The organism is Pedobacter sp., from assembly GCF_031119335.1.
Taxonomy (GTDB): domain Bacteria; phylum Bacteroidota; class Bacteroidia; order Sphingobacteriales; family Sphingobacteriaceae; genus Pedobacter.
This window is the reverse complement of record NZ_JAVHXT010000002.1, coordinates 25,740-49,190: the sequence shown is the minus strand read 5'-3', so window position 1 is coordinate 49,190 and position 23,451 is coordinate 25,740. Positions and strand designations below refer to the sequence as shown.

Genomic DNA, 23,451 nt, shown 5'->3' with positions numbered 1-23,451 from the left:
AAAGTTAAGATTTAGTTTGTTTTTCTGTTTGATAAAACCACATAGAAACATAGATTAACTTGTTAATTCAAAACTATGTGCCTATGTGGTTATTTTGTTTCAGTTTCTCAACCAATTCAAGATATAATCTGCAGTTTGTTTCCAATTTGGCAAGCCCAACACAAAGTGATTATTACCTTCAAATTCTTTAAAATCAGTTACAGATTGACTGTTTTTGTATTTTTTATAATTGCTATGATTTAAAGACGCAGGCATAATATTATCGGTAGAGCCAGCTACAAATAATAGCGGTGCATGCGCTTTTTTGAAATCGATTTTTGCGGCACTGGTTAATCCATCTCTTGACATCCTTTTAGATTCTGGGATTACATTTTCATCATAAGCTTTTTGTTGCTCGGCTAAAGACATCCCATTGGTAAACGCATATTGCCATTGAGGAAACGACATTAAGAAAGGTTTGTTGGCTGAGGTAAATAAACCTAAGGGACCCCAAGTAGCTTTAAAGAACGAAAATTTAGTGGTAATTACACCTTGTGGTGGCACAGAGTGGATGGCTACAGCCGCTTCGGCTAGGCCACGTTGTAATAGCAATTGGGTAATTAATCCGCCCATAGAGTGACCAACAATAATTGGTTTTTCTGGTAGCGATTTAATGACGTTTTCAAAGTAATCTACCACTTGATTTAATCTTAAAGAAGCGATGTCTTTGTTTGGGTGTGCTGCTCTCAAATCGGCAGGGCTGCCATCTTTAAAAGGCCAAGCTGGAGCCAAGGTTTTGTAGCCTTGTTCTTCAAAATATTTTTGCCAAGTAGCCCATCCTAAGTTACTTACGAAATTACCTGTTACAAATAGTACGGTTTTAGAGTTGATAGTTTTCATCCTTTTTTGATTTTGTTTTTAATTGAACAAGTCAAAGTTCCGCACAAAAACGCTCAATAATTTTAACCCAGGTTAAAATCGTTATTTGCTTACCATTCTTTTTCTAATTCGGCTTAAAGATGGACCTTGAATGCCTAAATAAGAGGCAATATGATATAAAGGAATAGCATTTGCCAATTGAGGATGGGCATCTGTCAAATCTTTATATCGCTGTTCGGGGGTGTTGAAAATGAAATCTTCAGTTCGGGTCATGGCCATGTTGAAAGCTTTTTCGGCGATAAGCCTACCAAAGTGCTCCCATTGATGCGATTGTTGGTATAACTTCTCAAGTTGACTGTAGGTAATGTAAAGCACATTTGCATCTGTCATCGACTCGGTGTGGTAATTACAAGGTGCTTGGTTTACAAAACTCTTGTATGAAACAATAATCTGCTGGGGCGAAAAGAAAAAGATGTTCTTCTCTTCGCCACTTTCGGTATTTACGTAATAGGTTCTAAAAATACCATCAATGATGAAGCCTAAGTTTTTGCAAACGTTTTTGTATTCGTTGTAAAACTCGCCTTTTTGATAGGTTTTTGGTTGCCAATATTCGCGAGATAAGTTGAAATTTTCTTCATCTATACCTGCAAAAGCGGCCAAGGCATGTTTCAAGAGCTCTATTTGTTCCATAGCTAAATATAGCCAAATGGATTTGTTTTTTATAAACCGTTGGCTAAAGCCGAACGGTAATGAATTTCAGCTCGATTGGCTCATTAACATATCATTTGTGGGGCGGATATTTAGGGGAACAACAAAAGGCTTTAGCCGAAAATTATTTTACTTCTTGGTGTATTTTTTAAAGAAATAGATAATTGGTTGGTTGGCATTTTTGGGATATTCGTGACCGCCATTGTGGATGAATAGCTCGAAATCGTTGCCATCTTTACCTTTGTAGAAAGTAATGTTGTCGTCTATTTTTGTGCCTTCTGCTATATTACAACCGTTAACCCTTAACATTTTGTTGTAGGTGATTTTTTGCCACTCGGGTTTTACCAAAGGGTCATTTTCGCCCATTAAATGAAAGCCGGGTTTTGGTGTTTTTAAATTTGGTAGCATTTTACCACCAGCGGTAGCAGTAGGCGCAAAAGCTGCGAACTCGTTCGGTCTGGTAACCCAAAGCAAGTAGGTAAAACCACCTCCGTTAGAATGCCCTGTTGCGTAAATTCTACTGTTATCTATTTTGTAATCAGCTCTGAGCGTTTTTAGCATCGCATCAAAAAAAGCTAAATCTCTATTGCTATCAGTTTGGTTGGTCATTATCCAGCCGCTTTTTTTGCCTTCTGGGTCGGTGAGTACACCTTTGGTGTTTAAGCCCTGCGGACAAATAAAAATCGCCTCTGGCCAAAGCTTCTCAAAACTTCTTGTTCTGTACATATTTTGCATGGTACCGCCATGTCCATGAAACGCAAAGATGATAGGCGTGGGTTTAGTTTTAGCCGTTGCTGGAACATAAACTAATGCTTTTCTCGTCTGACCATTTATATTCCATTCTACGGTTTTTGGCAGTTCTTGCGCTAAAGTTGTTCCAAAGGAGATGAACATCAACAATGTCCATAGTTTGATTTTTAAAGTGTGGTTCGTTTGCATATCCTCATAGAGTTTATTTTTCTGATAAAGTTTAAAGCCTCAATTAATTATCCTTAAAAAAGCCGAAATGACATTAATAAAGCACTTTTTGCATAAACAATACCAGGTAAAAAAGCGTTACATTTATAGGTTTACTATAAAGCCACAGATGCACAGATATTGAAGGTGACGATGTATTATTTTTTAGGCAGTTGATTTTTTTTGAAATTCGCAGAGTTTAATCTGTGTATCTGTGGCTAAAAGCACTTTTTGGGAGTTGATGTGATTGTATTTCAAATTATGGAGAAAGTTTTAGTTACCCGTCGTATAAGCGAAAATGCTTTGGCATTTATCAAAAACTCTGGTTACGAGCCTACGGTTTATACCGAGCTTACGAACATCTCGCAAGAAGACTTGATAAAAATGTGCCAAGGTTATGTGGCATTGTTAAGTGTTGGTCCAAATAAAATTGATGAACGCTTTTTAAGCGCTTGCCCACAGTTAAAAGGTATTGCTTTAATGAGTGTAGGCTACGATAAGGTTGATTTGGAAGCTGCTAACAAACATCGAATACCTATTTCTAACACACCCGATGTGTTGAGCGAAACTACCGCGGATACTGCTTTTTTATTGATGTTAGCTGTTGCCCGCAATGCTTTTTATATGAACAAAAGTATTGAAAGAGGAGAGTGGAATTTCTTTGACCCCATGCAGAATTTGGGGCAAGAATTGTATGGTAAAACCTTAGGTATTTTAGGCTTAGGGAGGATTGGTTTAGAGATGGCAAAAAAAGCCAAAGCGGCTTATGGGATGGATATCATCTATCATAACAGAAACAGAAATGAACAAGCAGAAAAGGAAGTGGCGGCTAGGTACCTTTCTTTTGACGAGTTGTTAATGCAGAGCGATGTGCTGACCGTACATGTAAATCTAACGGACGAAACCAAAGGTATTTTCAATAAAACTGCTTTTAGTAAAATGAAACCTAATGCAATCTTCATCAATACCGCTAGGGGTGCAATCCATAATGAAGAAGATTTAATTGACGCACTACAAAATAAAACCATTTGGGGAGCGGGTTTAGATGTTACCAATCCCGAGCCAATGCAAAAAGATAATCCTCTTCTAAATATGGAGAATGTTTGCGTCCTACCTCACATCGGCTCTGCTACCAAAGAAACCCGTGAAAAAATGGCGATGATGGCTGCCGAAAATATCGTGGCTGCTTTAAAAGGCGAAAGAATGCCACAGGTAATTAATCCTGAGGTTTATGAGGGGTAAGGGAGTGTGTAAATCCCTCTCTGGCTTCGCCATCTCTCCCTAAAAGGGAGAGAATAACAAAGTTGCATAGACATTTCGCTAATTTCTCTCCCTTTCAGGGAGAGATGCCCAAGGGGCAGAGAGGGTTTAAACTGTTAGCGTTTGTTAAAATTTTGAAAAGCTATCTATAAAAATTCTATTTTTATTTCATGATAGTTTCTATAACGAACGAACATCTAGCCATTGATTTTTCCACTAAAGGTGCCGAGCTACAGCGCATTGTTGGCACAGATAGTAGAATTAACTATATGTGGAACGGCGATACAAAGTTTTGGGGCAAGTTTAGCCCAGTGTTGTTTCCGATAGTGGGCGCACTTAAAGAGAATGCTTACGAATATCAGGGGCAAAAATATAGCCTTCCTCGTCATGGTTTTGCTCGTGACATGGAGTTTAGCCATGAGAAACTTAGCGAAACAGAAATAGCGTTTAGGTTAAAACATACCGAAGAAACCTTAAAGAGCTATCCATTCGAATTTGAACTTAGCTTGAAGTATCATTTACAAGGCGCAAGTTTAAAATGTACTTATCAGGTTTTTAATCCAGGCAATACCGATATTTTATTTTCTATTGGTGCACATCCCGCTTTTGCGGCACCATTAAATAATGAAGGTACATATACTGATTATTACCTTCAATTTAATGAAGATGATGAACTCACTTTTCATCACATTGAAGATAACTTGATTTCGGATAACACCACTACAGTGCAACTGAAAGATAAAATGCTGCCTTTAACGCATGAGCTTTTCTACGGTGATGCGCTAGTGTTTAAAAACTTAAAAAGTAACCAAATTCGTTTGTTGAATACCAAGAACTATAACGGAATTAATTTCCATTTTGAAGATTTTCCATTTTTTGGGATTTGGGCCGCCATAGATGCAGATTTTGTTTGTTTAGAGCCTTGGTGTGGTATAGCCGATGGGATTAACCACAACCAAAAACTAGAAGAAAAAGAAGGGATGGAAAAACTAGCAACAGGCGAAACTTGGGAACGTAGCTGGGAAGTTTGCTGCTTTTAGAAAAAATATATAAACCACATAGGATATTAAGACTGTAGAAATTATAATAAATAAAAACTATGTTTCTATGTGGTTACAATCAATAATACTTTTAGCCCGTAACATTTGAATACCAGAAGAGATTTCCTAAAAAAAGCCAGCCTTTTATCGAGTGCAGCGGTGTTGCCAAATGTATTTCCAGAGGCTATCCAAAGGGCATTGGCCATTAATCCGAACCCAGGCACTACCTTTTACGATGCTGAACACGTAGTTTTCTTAATGCAGGAAAACCGTTCTTTTGACCACATGTTTGGTACTTTGAAAGGTGTGAGAGGTTTCAACGACCCGCATCCGCATATTTTGCCAAACCAAGATAAAGTTTGGTTACAGCGTGATGCGAAGGGTAATGCTTATACGCCTTTTCATATCGACCTTAATAAAACAAAAGTGACTTGGCAGGGTGGCTTGGCGCATTCGTGGCCCGACCAAATTGCGGCCCGTAACGAAGGTAAATACGACAAATGGGTTCCCGTTAAGTCGGTAATGTCGTTGGCTTATTACAAGCGGGAAGATTTGCCTTTTTATTACGCATTGGCGGATGCCTTTACCGTTTGCGACCATCATTTTTGCTCGTCTTTAACTGGTACTACACCAAACCGATTGTTCTACTGGACTGGCAATGTTCGTCCTAACCCTAATGATAAATCTTTGCGGCCAGTGGTAAGTAACTACCAGGCTGAGTCGCACACCAATAAGTTTGTAGATTGGCCAACATTTCCTGAGCTGTTAGAAGATAACGGTGTGGATTGGCGGGTTTACCAGAATGAAATTTGGACTGCCAAACTACCATCAGAAACTGATGATTGGCTAGGTAATTATGGTGATAATGCACTTGAATACGTGAAGCGACATCAGGTGAAACTATCAGCTTACTTTAGAAAGAATGGTGATAAAACGGTTACGCCAAATCTTTCTGCCGAAGAAGTGTTGAAGAAATACAATGCATTAAGTGAGCGAGAAAAAAACTTGATTGACAAAGCTTTTACCACAAATATTAATGCTGAAGATTATTTAGAGTTGCAGCCCACTACTGTTCCAATTGCAGAAGATGGTACTGTTGATGTGCTGAATATACCAAAGGGTGATATTTTCCATCAGTTTAGAAAAGACGTTGATGAAGGAAAACTACCTACTGTTTCTTGGTTAGTAGCACCTCAACGGTTTTCGGACCATACGAGTTCGCCGCTGTATGGTACTTGGTATGTTTCTGAAGCTTTAGATATTCTTACTAAAAATCCAGAGGTCTGGAAGAAAACTATATTCATTGTAAATTACGATGAGAACGATGGTTATTATGACCACATACCTCCTTTTGTTGCACCGAAACCAAATACTAGAGCTAGAGGAATGGTTTCTGAGGGTATTGATACTGCATCGGATTATGAGGCGGAAGAAGGTAGTCCAATTGGTTTAGGTTATCGTGTGCCTATGATTGTAGCTTCTCCTTGGAGTAGAGGCGGTTATGTAAATTCACAAATTTTTGACCATACCAGTACTTTGATGTTTTTAGAAAATTTCCTGCATCGTAAGGTAGGAAAGAAACTGAAAAGTGAACAAATAAGTACTTGGCGCAGGGCAGTTTGTGGAGATATGACTTCGGTGTTTAGACCTTACAATGGAGAAAAATTGACTAAGCCAAATGCTTTGGTGAGACATGAAGTGATTAAGCACATACAGAATGTAAAACACAAACCTAAACAAGAAAGACCACATCCGTTGAAGGAAGAAGGCATTGTTAAAATCAATGCATACAATGCTGTAGAAGAAAATTCATCAGCCTTGATGGCTAAACAAGAAATTGGAACAAAGCCAGCTTGTGCTTTGCCATATCATTTGGCTGTTGATGCCCGTTTGAACGAAGCGAAAAGTAGTGTTGTACTTAATTTTAAGACGGAGAAACATAGTGTGGGTGCGCCATTCAACGTTTCTGCATTAAATACCTATAGCGGCGAACAAGGCAGAAATTGGTATATCGCAGTAAAAGCAAACGATGAGCTAGAAGATAACTGGGAAATTGATGCTTTTGCCCAAGGTAAATATGATTTGTCGGTACATGGACCGAATGGTTTTTATCGCAGGTTTTTGGGCAGTAAGGCCGACCCAGATTTGTTGGTAAGTTGTGCTGGCGAACATCAAGGATTGCTGCGTAAGAATTCGGGGAATTTGCAATTGCATTTTGAAAATACTGGAGCTCAGTCGTTGGAGGTTGTCATTAGTGATGATGCTTATAAAGCTAATAACAAAGTGATTAAAGTCGATGCTCGCACCAAAAAAATAGTTTCATTAAACCTTCAAAAATACTACCATTGGTATAATTTCATCATTACTGTAAAGGGATTTGATGATTATAAAAAGCATTACTCAGGCCATGTAGAAAATGGAAAAGAAAGTGTTACAGACCCTTATATGGGTGGAGTATTATAATTTTTCTTGCCGTCAGCTAAAGCAGACGGCAATGAATAGACAATGAATTTGTGGATGTCTGAGCTATCTCATTGCCGTTGGCTTCAGCCAACGGACAAAGAATGTTTTTGTAAATCAATATTTTAAATAATTTTCAATTTTTTTTATCTCTAGCGTAGGGGTGTATTAAATTCTTGTTGTCTCATTTTTAAATAAGACACAAATGAAACATTCATACTACAAAAATCAAATCAATAACTTTAAAAAGCTAGCCTGCTTAGGGCTTGCTTCATTGGGTTTCGCTTTTCAGGCAAATGCTCAAGAACATAAAACCGTAAAAGCCAACTTCGGGTTAATTTATCCGCTAAGCACTAATGGTACCAATGCTCCTTTAGATACCAACGATTTGTCTGTTCATCTATTGGCAGGTGTTTCTTCGGTAGAAAGAGGTAGTGCATTTGCAGGTTTGTCTAACGTGGTGCGTAACGAAGCGAAGGGAGCACTTTTCGCAGGTTTCTCTAACCATGTAGGTAAAGAAGCTCGTGGTGCGATGTTCGCGGGGTTTTTAAATACTTCACGCTCGGTGAAAGGGCCGCAGTTTGCTGGCTTCGCAAATTTAGTGCAGGGCGAAGTTAAAGGTGCACAATTTTCTGGTTTCTTAAATACGGCCGGAGGCGATGTGAATGGTGTTCAGTTTGCAGGTTTCTCTAATGTTGCCCGTAATGTAAAGGGAAGCCAGTTTGCGGGTTTTACCAACACAGCTAAAAACGTAACTCAGTCTCAATTTGCAGGTTTTATCAACGTTGCCAAAGATGTAAACGGTGGTCAGTTTGCTGGTTTTATTAACGTAGCAAAGAAAGTAAAAGGAGCGCAAATCTCGGGCTTTATCAATATTGCAGAAACAAGCGACTGTCCTATTGGTCTCATCAACATCATTAAAAACGGAGAAAAAAGTATTGCTGCAACCATTGATGAAAGTCAGACGTCTATGTTAACGTTCAGGTCTGGAGGAAAACATTTGTACGGTATTATTGGGGCAGGTTATAACTTCAAAAATAAGGATGAGGTTTATGCTTTCGAGGCGGGATTTGGAGCACATTTTTTCCAATCGAAGCACTTTAGGCTAAACCTAGAGCTAACGCAAACTACTTTAGAAAGCTTTAAATATGGCGAATATTTTAAAAGTACTTTGAGGATGTTGCCAGCCGTTAAGGTTGCACCTTGGTTAGAGATTTTTGGAGGACCATCGTTCAACTTTGTTACCACGAATACGGTAGAAGGCTTGGCATTGCACCCAGAAAATGAGAAGCTGGTTATCCATACTTGGCAAAATGACTGGTCAGATTTTAGGCAATCGCTACACATTGGTTACCAAGCTGGTTTACAAATCGTTTTTTAAATTAACGTAAAAACAATAAAGAATATAAACAATTAAAATTCCCGATTACTTTCCCAAGAACGTTCTCTCCCAAGAGGGGAGAGATGCCCAAAGGACAGAGAGGGGTTAACACACAAATCATAATTAACTCATCATGAAACCATCATGATTTACCAACTGTAATATTCAATAAGTAAATCATGATAGCTTCATCACAATTAAAAACCAAATCTTAAGATGAAACATTTTATCATTATTATTTTAGGCTTAATCGCCATCATCAATTTTTCAGCTTGTAAAAAAGACCGTTTAACTGGAAACGGAAATATCATTTCAGAAACTAGAGATATAGCACAATTTACGGGTGTAAACTCTAGCGGAGCAACCGATGTAAAAATCACTTACGGCACCACATTTAAGGTGGTGGTCAAGGGTTCTAGCAATTTAATTCCTTATTTTAAAACGAGAGTAACCAATAATGTCCTGTATTTGGGCTATGAAAATGCAAATGTAAAAGACGACGATATTGAAGTGGAAATAACGATGCCAAGCATTACAAAGATTGATGTTAGCGGGAGTGGAGAAATAGACATCAAAGGTAGCTTTCCGGCACAACAAAGCTTGTCGGTAGCTATAAGTGGCTCGGCAGAAGTTGAAGTTGAAAGCCCAATGCTGGTAGAGCAAGTGAAAGTAGAGATTTCTGGTTCTGGAGAAGCCGATTTAGAAGAAGTTGGAGCAAAGCAAGCTGAAGCAAATGTATCTGGTAGCGGTAGCGTAAAGTTTCAGGTTTCAGATAATTTGAAAGCCAAAATCAGCGGTAGCGGTAAGGTTTACTATAAAGGCAATCCAACAATACAGCAAGATATTAGCGGTTCTGGAAAACTTATCAAGTTATAATCTAATCTAGTCTATGCTCCTTTGTGTCCCCCTCATGGAGGGGGTAGGGGGAGGATTTGAAGAATATTTTAATCATTAACCATTAAACTTATGGCTGGTCAAACTTTTTGGCAAGCTTTCGGTGCCAATTTTGGTGCCGAAAAGCTTGCCCTGGAAGAGCTATATCTGATGCAAAACAATACGCCCAATCTTATTGCCTATGCTTTGCCTGTAGTTGCGGTATTTACAGTACTGGAATTTACATTAGGCAAAATTTTTAAACATGAAGATTACACCCATGCAGAATTGAAAGGTTCGCTTTGGGTTGGTTTAGGCAACTTGTTGGTTAATCTTGTACTAAAATCGAGCCTTTTGCTGGCGGCTGTTTGGTTGTATAATTTGCTGCCTTGGCGTATGCAGTTTAGCTGGTGGAGCTTAATCCCTTGCTTTTTTATCTACGACTTTTGCAGTTATTGGTCGCATCGAATTTCACATTTTAACCGCTTCTTTTGGGCCTCGCATGTAGTGCATCATTCGGCAGAACATTACAATTTAACTGTGGCTTTTAGGCAAAGTTGGGTGCAGCACGTCAAGATTGTTTTTTTTATTCCAGTGGCTTTGTGCGGTTTTCATCCGGTGATTTTTATGGTAGCCAGCCAAATGAGTACACTTTACCAATTTTGGGTGCATACCGAGGCCATTGGCAAGTTACATCCTTTCATTGAAAAGTACTTCGGTACGCCTTCCAATCATCGGGTACATCATGGCAGTCAAGAAAAGTATATCGATAAAAACTTTGGTGCAACGCTGATGATTTGGGACCATCTTTTTGGTACTTTTCAGTATGAGGAAGAAAAGCCTAAGTATGGTTTAACATCGCCTTTGGCTAACAAAGAAAACCCCTTTGTGCTAAATTTTCACGAGTATAGGGACATTATTAAGGATATACGACAAAGCGATGGTTTGAAAGAAATGCTGTTTTTTATGTTTGCTAGTCCAACCAGGGTTTATCGTTACAAAGCAGCTCATCAACCTGTTAAAACCAAAAAGACTAGTGTAGCGTGGTTTTTAAAAGCTACAATTTTAGGTTTATTTTTAGTGATGCTTGGACAATTGTTAGCTGCACAGCCACCATTACCAGAGCCAAAAATAAAAAACCTGCTTTTCTTTTTGCAGCGAACGCCCGATGCCAATACCGTGGTTTATCAATTGAACCTAGATAAAGATGGGGTGTTGAATGAGAAATCTCCCGTTAAAGCTTTATGGATTAGGTACGAAGAAAACGGAAAAATAAAAGAGTTGTCAGCCATCGAAAAAAAGTTTGCTTATGGTGTAGAGTGCAGGCAGGTGGAAAATGATGTATTCGAAGTTCGATTAGTTTCTTACAAAAAGTTGCCCATGTATTTGCAAAAATCGCCTATAGACCAACAATATCGTCTTTATATCAAAGATGAAGGAAAGGATTTGTTGCTGAAACGGGTTTTCGTAAAGGTAGAAGGTGGTAGTTTCTGGTTCCCGAAAGTACATTACATTGATTTGTTTACCATTGATACTGAAAACGGAGCAGAAATTTTGAAGAGAATTAATTTGTTGACAAGCGGTTAGTTGTATGAAAATGAAAACACATAGAAACATAGAATTAGATTGATAAGAAATAAATTTTTTGGAATGTCAACAGCCATCATTCAAAAATGTGATTTTAAATAGTTCCTAATATCTGTGTGCCTATGTGGTTAAAAAACAAACCAATATATTTGAGCAATATTAACGTGAATACAGCCGTGCAAACATATACTGATGTTGCCTTTGAGCAACTTTTTAAGGCGCATTACAAGGCCTTGCATGCCTATGCCAATATGCTTTTGAAAGATGTGGACACTGCCGAAGAAGTAGTGCAGTCTATGTTTTTAAAACTTTGGGAAAAAAGAGATTTGCTAGATGTGCAGACTTCGGTAAAGGCATATTTGTACAAGTGTATTTATAACGATAGCCTGAACTTGTTGAAACACGAGCAAGTTAAGACAAAGTACCAAGATTTTACGGTGCATACCATGAACACGCATCATGAGGAGGCTTCTAACAAAGTTGAACTTTCCGAATTACAAAAAGAACTTCAGTTTGCATTAAATGCTTTGCCAGAACAATGTCGCATCATTTTTCAGATGAGCCGTTTCGAAGAGTTGAAGTATAAGGAGATTGCAGAACGATTAGGCATATCGGTTAAAACAGTAGAAAACCAAATGGGCAAGGCTTTAAAAATCCTCCGTTTAAAACTAGTAGATTTTCTAATCTTAATCCTCTTAGGATTGGCAAACCATAACGAATATTTAAATTAAGCAAAGCGATATGAATGACGAGTTATTGATAAAGTTTCTGCTTAACGAAACCACAGCAGAAGAAAAGGCACAAGTACAAGAGTGGATTGTTGCTAGTGCTGATAACGAAAAATATTACAAGCAATTTGAGCGTATTTGGAATGAGAGTGCTGCCCTAACCGAAAATCACGAGGTAGATGAAGAGTTGGCTTGGCAGAAGTTTAAACAACGTGTTGATGAAAAACAGACTGCAGAGCCGATAGTCAGAAAAATAAAACCAATTGCTATTTGGTTACGAGTGGCTGCGGTTTTTGTACTTTGCTTTGGTGCCTGGCTGGTCTATCAACAATTTGGTGGCGGATATACAGATCTAGCCAGTAACGATTTGGTGCTAAACCAGGCATTGCCCGATGGTAGCCAATTGGTGCTCAACAAAAATACAAACATCAGCTATGCTACAGATTTTAAAACCAATCGTAAGGTAGAAATTAAAAGCGGCGAGGTTTTCTTTGATGTAGCGCATGACCGTTCGCATCCTTTTGTCATCGATATTAACGATGTGAAGGTAGAGGTAGTAGGTACATCCTTCAACATCAAAAAAAATAAAAATAGTGTAGAAGTAATTGTAGAAAGTGGGATTGTGAAGATAAGTAGGGCTAGTAGAGAACTAAAGCTTACTAAGGGAGAGCGTATACTGTTGTCAGATGAAAAAGAACTGGTAAAAATGCAAACCGAAGACGAACTCTATAATTACTATCGCACAGGGATTTTTGTGGCAAGCAATACGCCTTTATCTAAACTAGCCGAAACATTAAGCGATGCCTATGGAACGAAAATATCGGTTGCTGAAAATATAAAAAGGGAGAAGATTTTTATCACTTTGCCATTGAAATATTCATTACAAAAGAACTTACAAGAGGTATGTTTAACCCTCGATTTGAAAATGCAGCGTAACCAAGATGAGATTTTGCTGTCTAAAAAGTAGAAATGAAAACCAAACTACTTGTCGCCCTCTTTTTTATTAGTTTTTTTTGCGCTGCACAAACATCTGTAAATTATAACCAGAGTAATTTGGCCAAGCTGGTAACGCTTGATGTAAAATCGCTGAAGATTAGTACTGTACTCCAAAAAATTGGTAATGCTGGCGGATTTTATTTTGCATATAACGGAGCATTGTTTGGGCAGGATAGTATTGTGAATCTTAGTGTGCGCAACAAACCGGTTAGAGATGTCTTAGATCAGCTTTTTGATGGAAAAGTAGCTTACAAAGAAAATAATGAGTATATTATTTTGCGTTATGCGGTCAATCATTTCGCTATCGAAGCAGAAAGCATTGTAACTGCCGAGAACTTATATGCTATTTCTGGCAGAGTGGTAGATACGCAAACGGGCAAGAAAGTAAGAAACGCAAGTGTTTATGAGAAGCGATTGTTAGAGTCTGCAATTACTGATGATGAAGGCTATTTCAGCCTAAAATTTAAGGGAAACCATAATGCAATTGTGTTAACGGCAAGTAAGGAAACCTATCGTGATACCTCTATTATTTTTCTTTCAAGTATTGATGTAAAACCGCAGGGCTACGATGATCCCGACAAGGAGAAAGGAACTTTTGTATCTAATATGCTAGAAAGTTTTGGAATTAGCCGTTGGTTAACTTCTTCTAAGCAGCGTATCCAGAACATGAATATTCCTAACTTCCTTGCTAATATGCCCGTACAGGCATCTATTACACCGGGCTTAAGTTCGCATGGTAGTATGAGTGGAAGCGTGGTGAACAAATTTTCGCTTAACTTGATGGGCGGATATACCGCTGGAGTAGATGGAGCCGAAATAGCCGGCATATTTAATATGAACAAAGCTGATGTGAGGTACGTTCAGGTTGCTGGTGTTTTAAACATTAATGGAGGTAATACTGAAGGTGCACAGATTGCTGGCGTAGTAAATATGGTAGGGCAAAATGCCAACGGCGTTCAGGTTTCTGGAGTTTATAACCATGTACGTGGAAAGACGAATGGTATCCAAATTTCTACAGCAAATTATTCTAGAGGTTTGGTAGAAGGAATGCAAATTTCTGCCTTGGGTAACTTGGCAAAAAACGATTTAAGAGGCCTCCAAATTACGGGCTTACTAAATATTGTAGGAAAAGAAACTAAGGGTTTTCAGCTTTCTGCATTTGGAAATACTGCTTTAGGTAACATGAAGGGGGTGCAAATATCAGGCATAATAAATTATGCTAAACGTAATAAAGGTTTTCAATTGGGCTTAATTAATATTGCCGATACTTCTTCAGGTGTTAGTTTGGGGCTAATAAATGTTGTAAGACATGGTTATCACAAGATTAGTTTGTCTTCTAATGATTTAATCAATGCCAACGCTTCATTTAAAAGTGGCAATGCAAATCTTTATACTATATTTTTATTGGGAAAAAACTTTGTTGAGAACGAAAAAATAGAAACTTTCGGCTTTGGTTTTGGACATGATTTTTTTGCAGGGAAGAGGTTGTCGGTATCTACCGAGCTTACGGTGCAACATCTGCATCTAGGCCGATGGGATTACCCAAATATACTCCATAAACTACAGGTCAATTTACAAGTAAGAATTTTTAAAGGCTTTGCTATTTACGGTGCACCTGTGCTTAATTATTATATTAGCGGGGCTCCACTTAACTATATCGCTGCCAACGGATATAAATCGCAAATAGCTCCAGCGAATAGTAGAACAGTTAATGGAAATAGCGGTTGGCTTGGGTGGGCCGCAGGTATAAATATCTTTTAAGCGTATAAAACCCTATTTTGCTAGAACTAATACCTATTTCGGGTAGGTAGGCTAGTTTTGTTTTGTTATAAAAATTAAATTGTGACGCATTTGAGTTTTATAACAAATTTGCCGTCTAGCGCTCATTTTTATTTTATAACGCTTCTCTCATATTAGTTTGTTTTAAGCACAAATGCCGCAAAATTTTAATTTAATGCATTTGCATTTAGTTGAAGTGTTGTTGGAACGTATGACTATCTATTTTTGTTAACGCTTTTTCGCCCTCTTCTATTATTTGCAAGTGCTGTGACTTAAACAACATGTTATGGCAACTTCTCTACTTTTAAACCGGTGGTTTTTAACCCTATGTCTATTGTTTTCTGGTTTAACTCTCTGTGCGCAAACTATCGGTAACTATGCATTTACTGCAGAAAGTTCACAGTTTACACTAAATGGTGTTGGTACTGGGGTTACGACATTGTTTTCAAGTGGTAGCGGACTAGATGATCAAACTTATTTTATCGAACCAGTAAATTTCGAGTTTTGGTATATGGGACAGCGATATACCAGTTTCACGGTTAGTTCTAATGGTTTTGTGGCATTGGGCAATGTCTCGGTATCGAGTTTGCCTGCTAATAATCTTGCTTCTTCGCCAACAGCAAGGCCACCAATTATAGCGCCGCTTTGGGACGATTTGGCCATTTATGAAGGGGAACTGCTCGGTGGCTATGGATCAATGTCATACAAATTAGAGAATATTGCAGGAACAGGTCGGGTACTAACCATCCAATGGTATCGAGCTAAATGGGATAAAACTTCTACTAGTGGTACTGGCGGATTTCTGGATCCGGTAGTATCGAACTTTGTGCTATCTTTTCAAGTAAAACTTTACGAGAATACAGGGAATATCATGTTCAATTATGGACAAAACAATACTTCTGCTTCCAGTGCCGTTGGCAGTACCGCATCAGCGTCTGTAGGTATCACTACTGATGGTGCAAATCCGAATATTCGATATTTATCTTTAAATAATCTTAGCGCAGCTGCTACTGCAAGTTCTTCTGTGGTTAATAATGGTATCAATGTACGGCCAGCAAATAATCAAGCCTATGTATTTAATCCGATAGAGACAACTGCGCCAACAGGCCTAACTTTCGCTAGCGTAGGTACTACTGGTACAACGTTAAATTGGGCAGATAATTCTACCGACGAGCTAGGTTTTGCTGTGTACAGGGCTACCTCTGCAGCGGGTCCATTTACATATTTAGGTAGAACCGAGCCAGATGTTACAACTTATCAAGTAACTAATCTCACTGCAAACACTACGTATTTCTATAGAGTTCATGCCATTAGGGAAAACCTGAGTGCTGCCGCTCAGGGATCGCAATCAACGCTGTCAAACTGTAACACGTTTAACATATTGCAAGTTCCCACCACCAACATCGTCGCAAATTATCGATTAAATGGGAACGCATCCGACTTTTACAATATTAATAACGGTACTTTGCAGGGCAGTCCAACAACAACCGCTGACCGCTTTGGCGTTGCAGGGGCAGCTTACAATTTTAATGGAACTAGTCAGTATATTTCTACAGCTAATTCTTATGCCAGTCCAAATGTTTTCACTATAGCTACGTGGTTTAGAACAACTAATGCACAGGGAAAGCTAATTAGCTTTGGTTCACAAACCACTGGAGAAAGTACTTCGCACGATCGCCACCTTTATATCGGTACAGATGGCAGGGTGTATTTCGGTGTTTTCCCTGGAGCGGTACGAACTTTAGCTTCGCCTACTAGTTTAATAGACGGACAGTGGCATCATGCGGCTGCAACACTATCTCCATCGGGCATGGTGTTGTACATAGATGGAGTTCAAGTGGCTATAGATAATTCTGTTACCACTGGAGAGAGTTATACTGGAAGATGGCGCATTGGTTTCGATCGTGTTGTTGCGTGGACTAATTCTCCAGCAAGTGGTTATTTTTCTGGAGCTATGGATGACATTTTTATATTCCATAGAGCTTTGTCTTCCACAGAAATAGGAGCATTATATAGTTCGCCCTATGGCGTACAAAATGGCGGGCCGGTTTGTGTGGGTACAGCGCTACAATTAACCGCACCAACTGTTGCAGGTGCACAATACAGTTGGACAGGGCCGGGCGGTTTCACCTCGTCGCTTCAAAACCCCACTTTAACATATTCATTGGATGCTGCGGGTACATACAGCGTAACTGTAAATGTTGGAGGTTGTACTGATGTTGCAAGAACAAACGTGGTATCGTCTACAGTGGCGGGTAGCTGGGTAGGCGGTAACAATACCAACTGGGCAAATGCAGCAAATTGGTGCAATGGAGTGGTGCCTACTGCTTCAATAAATGTTACAATTCCTTCAGGACGTACCAATTATCCAACGGTAAGTACTGATCAGGCTGTAAATAATTTAACTATACAGACCGGTACCAGCTTATCGATAACTAACTCACTCTCGGTAGCGGGAGTAATATCCAATAATGGAACACTTACTGTAAGCAATGGCAGAATGGTTTTTAATGGCACTGCTGCCCAAACTATTCCAGCTAACTTATTTGCGGGCAATTTAATTAAAGATTTAACAATCAATAACACCGCTGGCGTAAGTTTAAACGGAGCTCTAAGGTTAACTGGTGTGCTCACCGCAACAAGCGGGATATTTAATTCCAATGGAAATCTTACGCTTGCATCTAGCTCATCTCAAACTGCCCAGGTAGCACCGATATCTTCTGGTGCTTCTGTTAGGGGGAAAGTTTTTGTAGAACGATACATGCAAGGTGGACCAAAAAATCCTTATAGAGGTTATCGTATGCTCTCTTCGCCAGTTTATGATAATACTACAGAGTTTAGGAATACCGATGTGCAAGGAAATAGAACTGCTGCTTTTAGTCAATTAATAGATGATGTAATCATTACTGGCAAAGACGGAGCTGTGAATGGTTTCGACAACAGTCATAACAATGGCGCAGGTGCATGGACTTATAATGCAGGTTATATTCCTATCCCCAATATAAATACATCTGTAAATGCTGGTAGAGGTATGTATTTTCTTTTTAGGGGGAATAGAGATAATTTATCTGGTAAAACCGTTTCTCCTTATGTAGATGTAGAAAATGTACTGTTAGATTTTGAAGGTATATTAAACCAGCAGGATATTACGGTAGGTCTGAGTACCTCTGGGTTTCATCTTTTGGGTAATCCTTATGCGGCAACTATCGATTGGTCTTCAGCTAATTGGGGGGCTGATAAAGGTAGTGTGAACAATGCAATTTGGATATGGAATCCTGTGGCACGTAGTTATGCCACTTATATAGACAGTGTGGGTACCTTAAATGGAAGCAGGTATATCTCTTCTGGGCAAGGTTTCTTTGTACAGGCTTTAGCTGCTACAGCAATTAAATTTAAAGAAAGCATCAAGGCCTCAGCAGCAGAACAGCCACCAGCACTATTAATGATGGCTGGTAAAAAAACAGAAGATTTTTCGAAAATAGAAAATCGGATGGCCTATTCTTCACGTAGCTTGTTGCGTATAGGAATGAAACCTGTAGCTTCGTTTGGCGAGAGTGAAATGGTCGTTGTTTTTGATGAAAATAGCAGTTTGGCATTTACAGGAGAGGATGCTGCGCAATTTGAGGGGGAAGTGGTAACCATCTCAAGCATTGCCGATAACCAACGCCTAGCGATTAATTTTTTGCCTCCTTCTGCTCGCGTCATGGAAATACCTATTAGTGTTTCTGCAAATGCTACTGGAAATTATTTGATGAACTTTAATCTAAGTGAATATCATCAAGGTCATACGTTAGAATTGAAGGATAATTATTTAAATCGTACTGTGCCAATTATTGCTGGTTCGGTTTATAGCTTTAACATTGATAGGGCAAATGCCTTAACATTTGGTGTTGCACGGTTTAGCATTGTTGTAACGCCACCTACTGTGTTGCCAGTTGGCTTGTTGTATTTCAGTGGTAAAAAGCAAAATGAAGGTGTGCTGCTTACTTGGGGAACGCCTGAAGGGATCGGCAACAAAAGGTTTAAATTGTTTCGTGCAGCCCAAGATGGGATATATCAATTTTTGACCAATGTTTCATCCAATGATGTAGGAACATATTCATATATAGATCGTTCCCCTTTGCCTGGCCGTAATTACTATAAGCTAGTTCAGGTAGATTTTGATGGCCTTGAAACCGAAGCAAAACCAATTACGGTTAACTTTGTGATTGGCGAGCATCGTTCTGTTGTAATTTATCCAAACCCTGTAATCGACAATTTTACGATAAAGATTGATGACTTAGAAGAAGAAGTGTATGAGCTGAATTTGTATGATACGCTCGGTAAAAGAGTTAAAAATATTATGGCATCAAAATCGGCATTATTGAGCGGATTAAAAGTAAATGTTTTAGGAGTAAACTCAGGTGTGTTCGTAGTTCGATTAATAGAGCTTGGCACGGGGAAAACTGTTGTAGAGGAAAAAGTTTTAAAGTTGCATTAACTACTAATGTATCTAAATTCACACCCATTTCACAATGAATGTGATGGAAGGTTACGGGGAAATTAATTCCCGTTTTAGGGAATATTTTCCAGTATGATGTTAGTGTGTTTACTCCTAAAATGTTTACAAACAGTGGTTTTAAAGTTGTAAGTTAATATTTACGTTTTATGGCTTGTGTTTTGACTTTTCTGAAATATCATGAAAAGACTAAACACGCTTCTATATATTATACTTACATTTTTGTGTTCTGTAACATTGGTTGCCAGAGCACAAGAATATGCTACTACTAACAATTACTACTACAATAATTTTGATGACGAAACCATAGGTTCTAGATTTACCTCTTTTGGTGCTGCATCAATGACACTAAGTTCTACCAATTTGGCTTTGGGAAATGGTTTTAGCATCTCTTCAACCGCTAACGGTAATGTCGGAAGTTACAGGATAGTCGGTAATATAAGCCCAACTACTCAGCTTTCTTCGTCTACTTATGGTTATGAATGGACCTTTTTATACAAAAGTAGTACGTCAAATGCCGATAATGCAGGAAGAAATCAAATAGCGAACGGTACAAATGCTTGGCGTTTTTGGTTAATGGCTGAAAATCCAAATTTTTATAGTGGAAAGGGGTATTACATCACGCAAGTGGGACAAGCACTAAAGTTGATGTATCGTCAAGACCAATGGTATGATGTGGAAATCGCATCTTATACACTGCCATCCTTAAATACAACTTATGCCGTAAGAATACAACGGACTAAAAGTAGCAATAAATTTACCTTGTTTGTAGATGAATATAATTCATCGCAAACCGAAGCTTCAACAGCTAGGGGTAATAATAACAGATCTGATTTTGATGTTTATGGCTATAGTGGGTTGGAAGTTTGCGCAACTCAAGCTGATCGTTTCATGTTCGATGAATTGAAAATGTACACCATGGAACTGATGTTTACTGGTGCTAATGATCCAGAAAATGGTATCAGCAATCCATTGTATGCTGGTCAACAAAATGCTGCTATATACGGCTTGCGGGCAATGGCAAGGGGGCTTTTTAGTTTTTATCAATTTAGTGTCGGCTTAAGTGGTAATATTACATCCATAGTAAATGCGAGTTCGGCAAGACTTTACAAATCTGATGATAGCTATTATGGCAATGTCGATGATTCGCAGATTGCTACCTTAAACTGCTATAACGATAAAGTGGAAAGAACTAGTGGTGGCGGTTATAGTAATACGAGCCCAATGGATAGGTTCTACTCAGTGGGTAACGCCGATGGTTCTTTAGCTGCCGCTAAATATTATTTTGTGGTGGTTAATGTGAGTGCAACTCCAAACACTACCAATTCGTTTGCATTTACTGGAACTACCACGATACAGGGAGCTAATACAAATATAAACTATGTATCTACAGGTAGTACATCTAACACAACCACTGGCAACTCCAACTCTGGCAAAGTTTTCGATTGGAAGGGCACAAATTCAACAGACTGGAATCAGCAGGCAAATTGGAGCCCTAACAATCAAGGTGTGCCTGGAGAAAATGATGTGGCTCGCATTGGCGTTTCACAAACATTCAATCATCAGCCACAGGTTTCTGGTGACAGAAAGGTAGGTAACGTACTGGTGGGCACAGCTAATTCTGTTGTTCCAGTTTTAGATATTGCATCTGGAGGAAAGCTAACGGTTAAAAATCTGTTTGAAAATCTTGAAGGCATAACAATTAAAGGCGCAGGAGTTTTGGATATTTTAGGGTCATACATCGCTAAGCCAACGGCATCTGCAAAAACTACCACATCAGAGGTTGCTACTTTAAATACCACCAACTTAGTTTTTAACACTGAAACCCGTGCTGTAACGTTTAACGCTACAGGAGCTAATATTTTGGTGAAAAATGCGTTGCAGACTTCAGGAGCCAATGCTGCTACTTTCACGTTGGGTACTGGTGCTACACTAACTCTAACCGGAGCGGCACCAATAAGTTTAGCGGCAAGTACCAATACCATTACCTTGGATAATGGCAGTACAGTGGTTTACGGTGCTGCGGTAAATCAAACTATCAATACAACATTATCATATAAAAACATCTCATTTTCTGGTGCTGGTACAAAACAAACTGGTGCGGGAACTTTGAACGTAAGCGGCAACTGGAATTCAGCAGGAGGCAAAGTTAACCTAACATCTGGAACGGTGAGCTTTAATGGCGCTAACCAAACTATTACAGATGCGGGCAGTGATAGTGGTAATGGTATTACTTTCGGAAACATCTCTATCTCTGGCGGAACGAAGGCATTGGCGGGCAGTGGTAAATTTGCATTAGCAGTAGGTCGTTTTCTTACTTTGGGAACAAACACTATTTTGCAAACCTCAGACAAGCTCACACTTAAAGCTAGCGCATTAGGTTCTGCTTCGGTATCTGCAATTCCAAGCTCATCTGCTGTGCAAGGTAAGGTTACTGTTGAACGTTATGTACAAGGAGGTGCTAAAGATATGTGGCGTAGCTATAGAATGTTTTCTTCGCCAATATATGATAATGATGGTGTTAACAAAACCTATAGCTTTACGCAGTTTATCGATAATATGTTGATTACAGGTAAGTCTGCAGGTTTCGATCAAATAAACAATAGTGCAACTGGCGCTTGGACTTATAACAATGGTTTCGTTGCAATTCCTAGCATTAATACAGCAGTAGATGTGGGCCGTGGAGCCTATATACTTTATCGTGGAGATAGAACTAATGGTGTTGCAAAAGTATCAGTTCCTTATGTAGACCCAGAGTCGATTATTATGGATTTTAAAGGTACGTTAAACCAACAGACTGTACACGTTCCTTTAACACACGGTAGTACAACGTTTAGCTTTTTGGGAAACCCCTATGCAGCAACTATAGATTGGACTTTGGTTCAAAAAAGCAGTAATGTAGAAGCAACCATCAGAATTTGGAACCCAGAAAGGAAACAATATGCTACCCACAATGGCCAATATGGAATAAACGGAGGTGCTAGGTATATAGGCCCGGGTCAAGGTTTCTTTGTGCAAACAACAAATAATTCATCGCCTTATGTAACGTTTACCGAAAATTCCAAAGTGAGTAACGTAGCTCAATCAGTACCGTTATATAACAAGGTGATGAGCGTAAGGGATAATACTATTGGAAGCGCTTTCTCTATCAGTAGCAGTTTAATTGAAGAAGAACCAGTACAGATTAGAGTGAAACTACAAAGAGATGGTTTCGAGAACCAAGACGAAACTTTGGTGTTGCTTCAAAAAAATGAATTGGCTTCATTTTCAGGTTATGATGTAGAAAGAACCGGCGGCGAAGCAGTATTCTTGTCAAGTCTTTCGTCTGAAGGTAAAAAAATGGCCATCAACTACATGCCCCATATCTCAACTTTATCTATAGTTAATTTAGACGTAAATATGTCAAACAATGGAAACTATAAGATGACGGTAGATCTAGCTGATATACCTTTAGGATATGAATTAAAATTAAGAGATAAATTTTTAAATACCTTTACAGATTTAAGCCCAGATGGCACCATCTATAACTTAACTGTCGATAGAGCACAGGCTGCTACAATGGGAGATAGGTTCGAGATCCTGATTTCTCCTCCTAGGACTTTACCTGTAGTTTTTACAGAATTTAACGGTAATAGAACCAATCAAGGCGTATTGTTAAAATGGAAGACCTCTTCTGAGCAAGATAATAGCCGTTTTGAGATTAGAAGGGCTGGAGAAGAGCAAATATTCACAACAATCGGTACGGTAGTTCCTAATTCAAATGGCATATATCAACTGTTAGATGTTTCGCCCTTGGCAGGAAATAACTACTACAAATTGTATCAGGTAGATAAAGATGGGAAATCTGCTGCCCATGATAAAGTAGTTGTAATTAAAAATCAATTGAACGAAAATGTAGCAAGCCAGTTTTCTGTTTATCCAACAGTTGTTGAAACCAATTTCACTGTGAAATTTAACGGTACATTAAGTGCAAAAGAAGTATTGGTTAAAATTTCGGATATGAACGGAAGAGAGGTGCTTCAAAAGAAAATTACCGAAGCTGAAATATTTAACGGCTATACATCAGTTTTTCCATCGGTTGCTAGTGGTGTTTACGCGGTAATCCTGCAAGATGTAAACAATGGTAAGCAAATAGGTGCAGCAAAGCTGATAAAAAAATAGTTTAAGCTGAAAAATACTAAAAGCCGCTAAAACTTTGATTTACTTGAAGTTTTAGCGGCTTTTTTTGCGTTAAAAAATAATTTTTCAATTAATGGTATTCCGGTATTGTTTAAATACTTAATTTTTTCGACTTTAGCCAAATTATTTGATTTACAGAATAATAGG

Annotated in this window: 14 protein-coding genes; 11 read left to right on the top strand and 3 right to left on the bottom strand. The window is 38.7% G+C overall.

All coding sequences use genetic code 11. The features are described from left to right. Positions 1–99 precede the first annotated feature (99 nt). From REI64_RS02390 to REI64_RS02380, 3 genes are all read right to left on the bottom strand, one after another. Positions 100–879 (bottom strand): alpha/beta hydrolase, encoded by a 780-nt coding sequence (locus REI64_RS02390; RefSeq protein ID WP_308848490.1) that lies wholly within the window; start codon positions 877–879, stop codon positions 100–102. A gap of 81 nt (positions 880–960) precedes the next feature. Next, on the bottom strand, positions 961–1,548 hold the full coding sequence (locus REI64_RS02385; protein ID WP_308848489.1) for a Crp/Fnr family transcriptional regulator: 588 nt from the start codon (positions 1,546–1,548) through the stop codon (positions 961–963). A gap of 147 nt (positions 1,549–1,695) precedes the next feature. Continuing rightward, on the bottom strand, positions 1,696–2,505 hold the full coding sequence (locus REI64_RS02380; RefSeq protein ID WP_308848488.1) for an esterase: 810 nt from the start codon (positions 2,503–2,505) through the stop codon (positions 1,696–1,698). A 279-nt stretch (positions 2,506–2,784) separates the two neighbouring features. On the opposite strand from REI64_RS02380, the gene REI64_RS02375 reads away from it, so the two are divergent. From REI64_RS02375 to REI64_RS02325, 11 genes are all read left to right on the top strand, one after another. Further along, the gene (locus tag REI64_RS02375; RefSeq protein ID WP_308848487.1) at positions 2,785–3,765 is read left to right on the top strand and encodes a D-glycerate dehydrogenase; all 981 of its coding nucleotides are present in this window, start codon (positions 2,785–2,787) and stop codon (positions 3,763–3,765) included. Between the two features lie 188 nt (positions 3,766–3,953). Beyond that, on the top strand, positions 3,954–4,823 hold the full coding sequence (locus REI64_RS02370; protein ID WP_308848486.1) for an aldose 1-epimerase family protein: 870 nt from the start codon (positions 3,954–3,956) through the stop codon (positions 4,821–4,823). Positions 4,824–4,928: 105 nt separating this feature from the next. Further along, positions 4,929–7,286 carry a phosphocholine-specific phospholipase C gene (locus REI64_RS02365; protein WP_308848485.1) on the top strand — a complete coding sequence of 786 codons (2,358 nt, stop codon included), beginning with the start codon at positions 4,929–4,931 and terminating at the stop codon, positions 7,284–7,286. Positions 7,287–7,488: 202 nt separating this feature from the next. After that, positions 7,489–8,664: a hypothetical protein gene (locus REI64_RS02360; protein ID WP_308848484.1), complete on the top strand. Its 1,176-nt coding sequence runs from the start codon at positions 7,489–7,491 to the stop codon at positions 8,662–8,664. A 216-nt stretch (positions 8,665–8,880) separates the two neighbouring features. Beyond that, on the top strand, positions 8,881–9,540 hold the full coding sequence (locus REI64_RS02355; protein WP_308848483.1) for a head GIN domain-containing protein: 660 nt from the start codon (positions 8,881–8,883) through the stop codon (positions 9,538–9,540). 90 nt (positions 9,541–9,630) lie between these two features. Beyond that, positions 9,631–11,124 (top strand): DUF4833 domain-containing protein, encoded by a 1,494-nt coding sequence (locus REI64_RS02350; RefSeq protein ID WP_308848482.1) that lies wholly within the window; start codon positions 9,631–9,633, stop codon positions 11,122–11,124. Between the two features lie 122 nt (positions 11,125–11,246). Further along, the gene (locus REI64_RS02345; protein WP_308848481.1) at positions 11,247–11,855 is read left to right on the top strand and encodes an RNA polymerase sigma-70 factor; all 609 of its coding nucleotides are present in this window, start codon (positions 11,247–11,249) and stop codon (positions 11,853–11,855) included. Positions 11,856–11,865: 10 nt separating this feature from the next. Then, positions 11,866–12,819 carry a FecR domain-containing protein gene (locus REI64_RS02340; RefSeq protein ID WP_308848480.1) on the top strand — a complete coding sequence of 318 codons (954 nt, stop codon included), beginning with the start codon at positions 11,866–11,868 and terminating at the stop codon, positions 12,817–12,819. 2 nt (positions 12,820–12,821) lie between these two features. Beyond that, a complete protein-coding gene (locus REI64_RS02335; RefSeq protein WP_308848479.1) occupies positions 12,822–14,609 on the top strand; it encodes an STN and carboxypeptidase regulatory-like domain-containing protein in 1,788 nt (595 codons plus the stop codon). A 304-nt stretch (positions 14,610–14,913) separates the two neighbouring features. Beyond that, on the top strand, positions 14,914–19,107 hold the full coding sequence (locus tag REI64_RS02330) for a LamG-like jellyroll fold domain-containing protein (protein ID WP_308848478.1): 4,194 nt from the start codon (positions 14,914–14,916) through the stop codon (positions 19,105–19,107). A 198-nt stretch (positions 19,108–19,305) separates the two neighbouring features. Continuing rightward, complete coding sequence (locus REI64_RS02325) at positions 19,306–23,286, top strand: hypothetical protein (protein ID WP_308848477.1); 3,981 nt, start codon at positions 19,306–19,308, stop codon at positions 23,284–23,286. Positions 23,287–23,451: the final 165 nt, after the last annotated feature.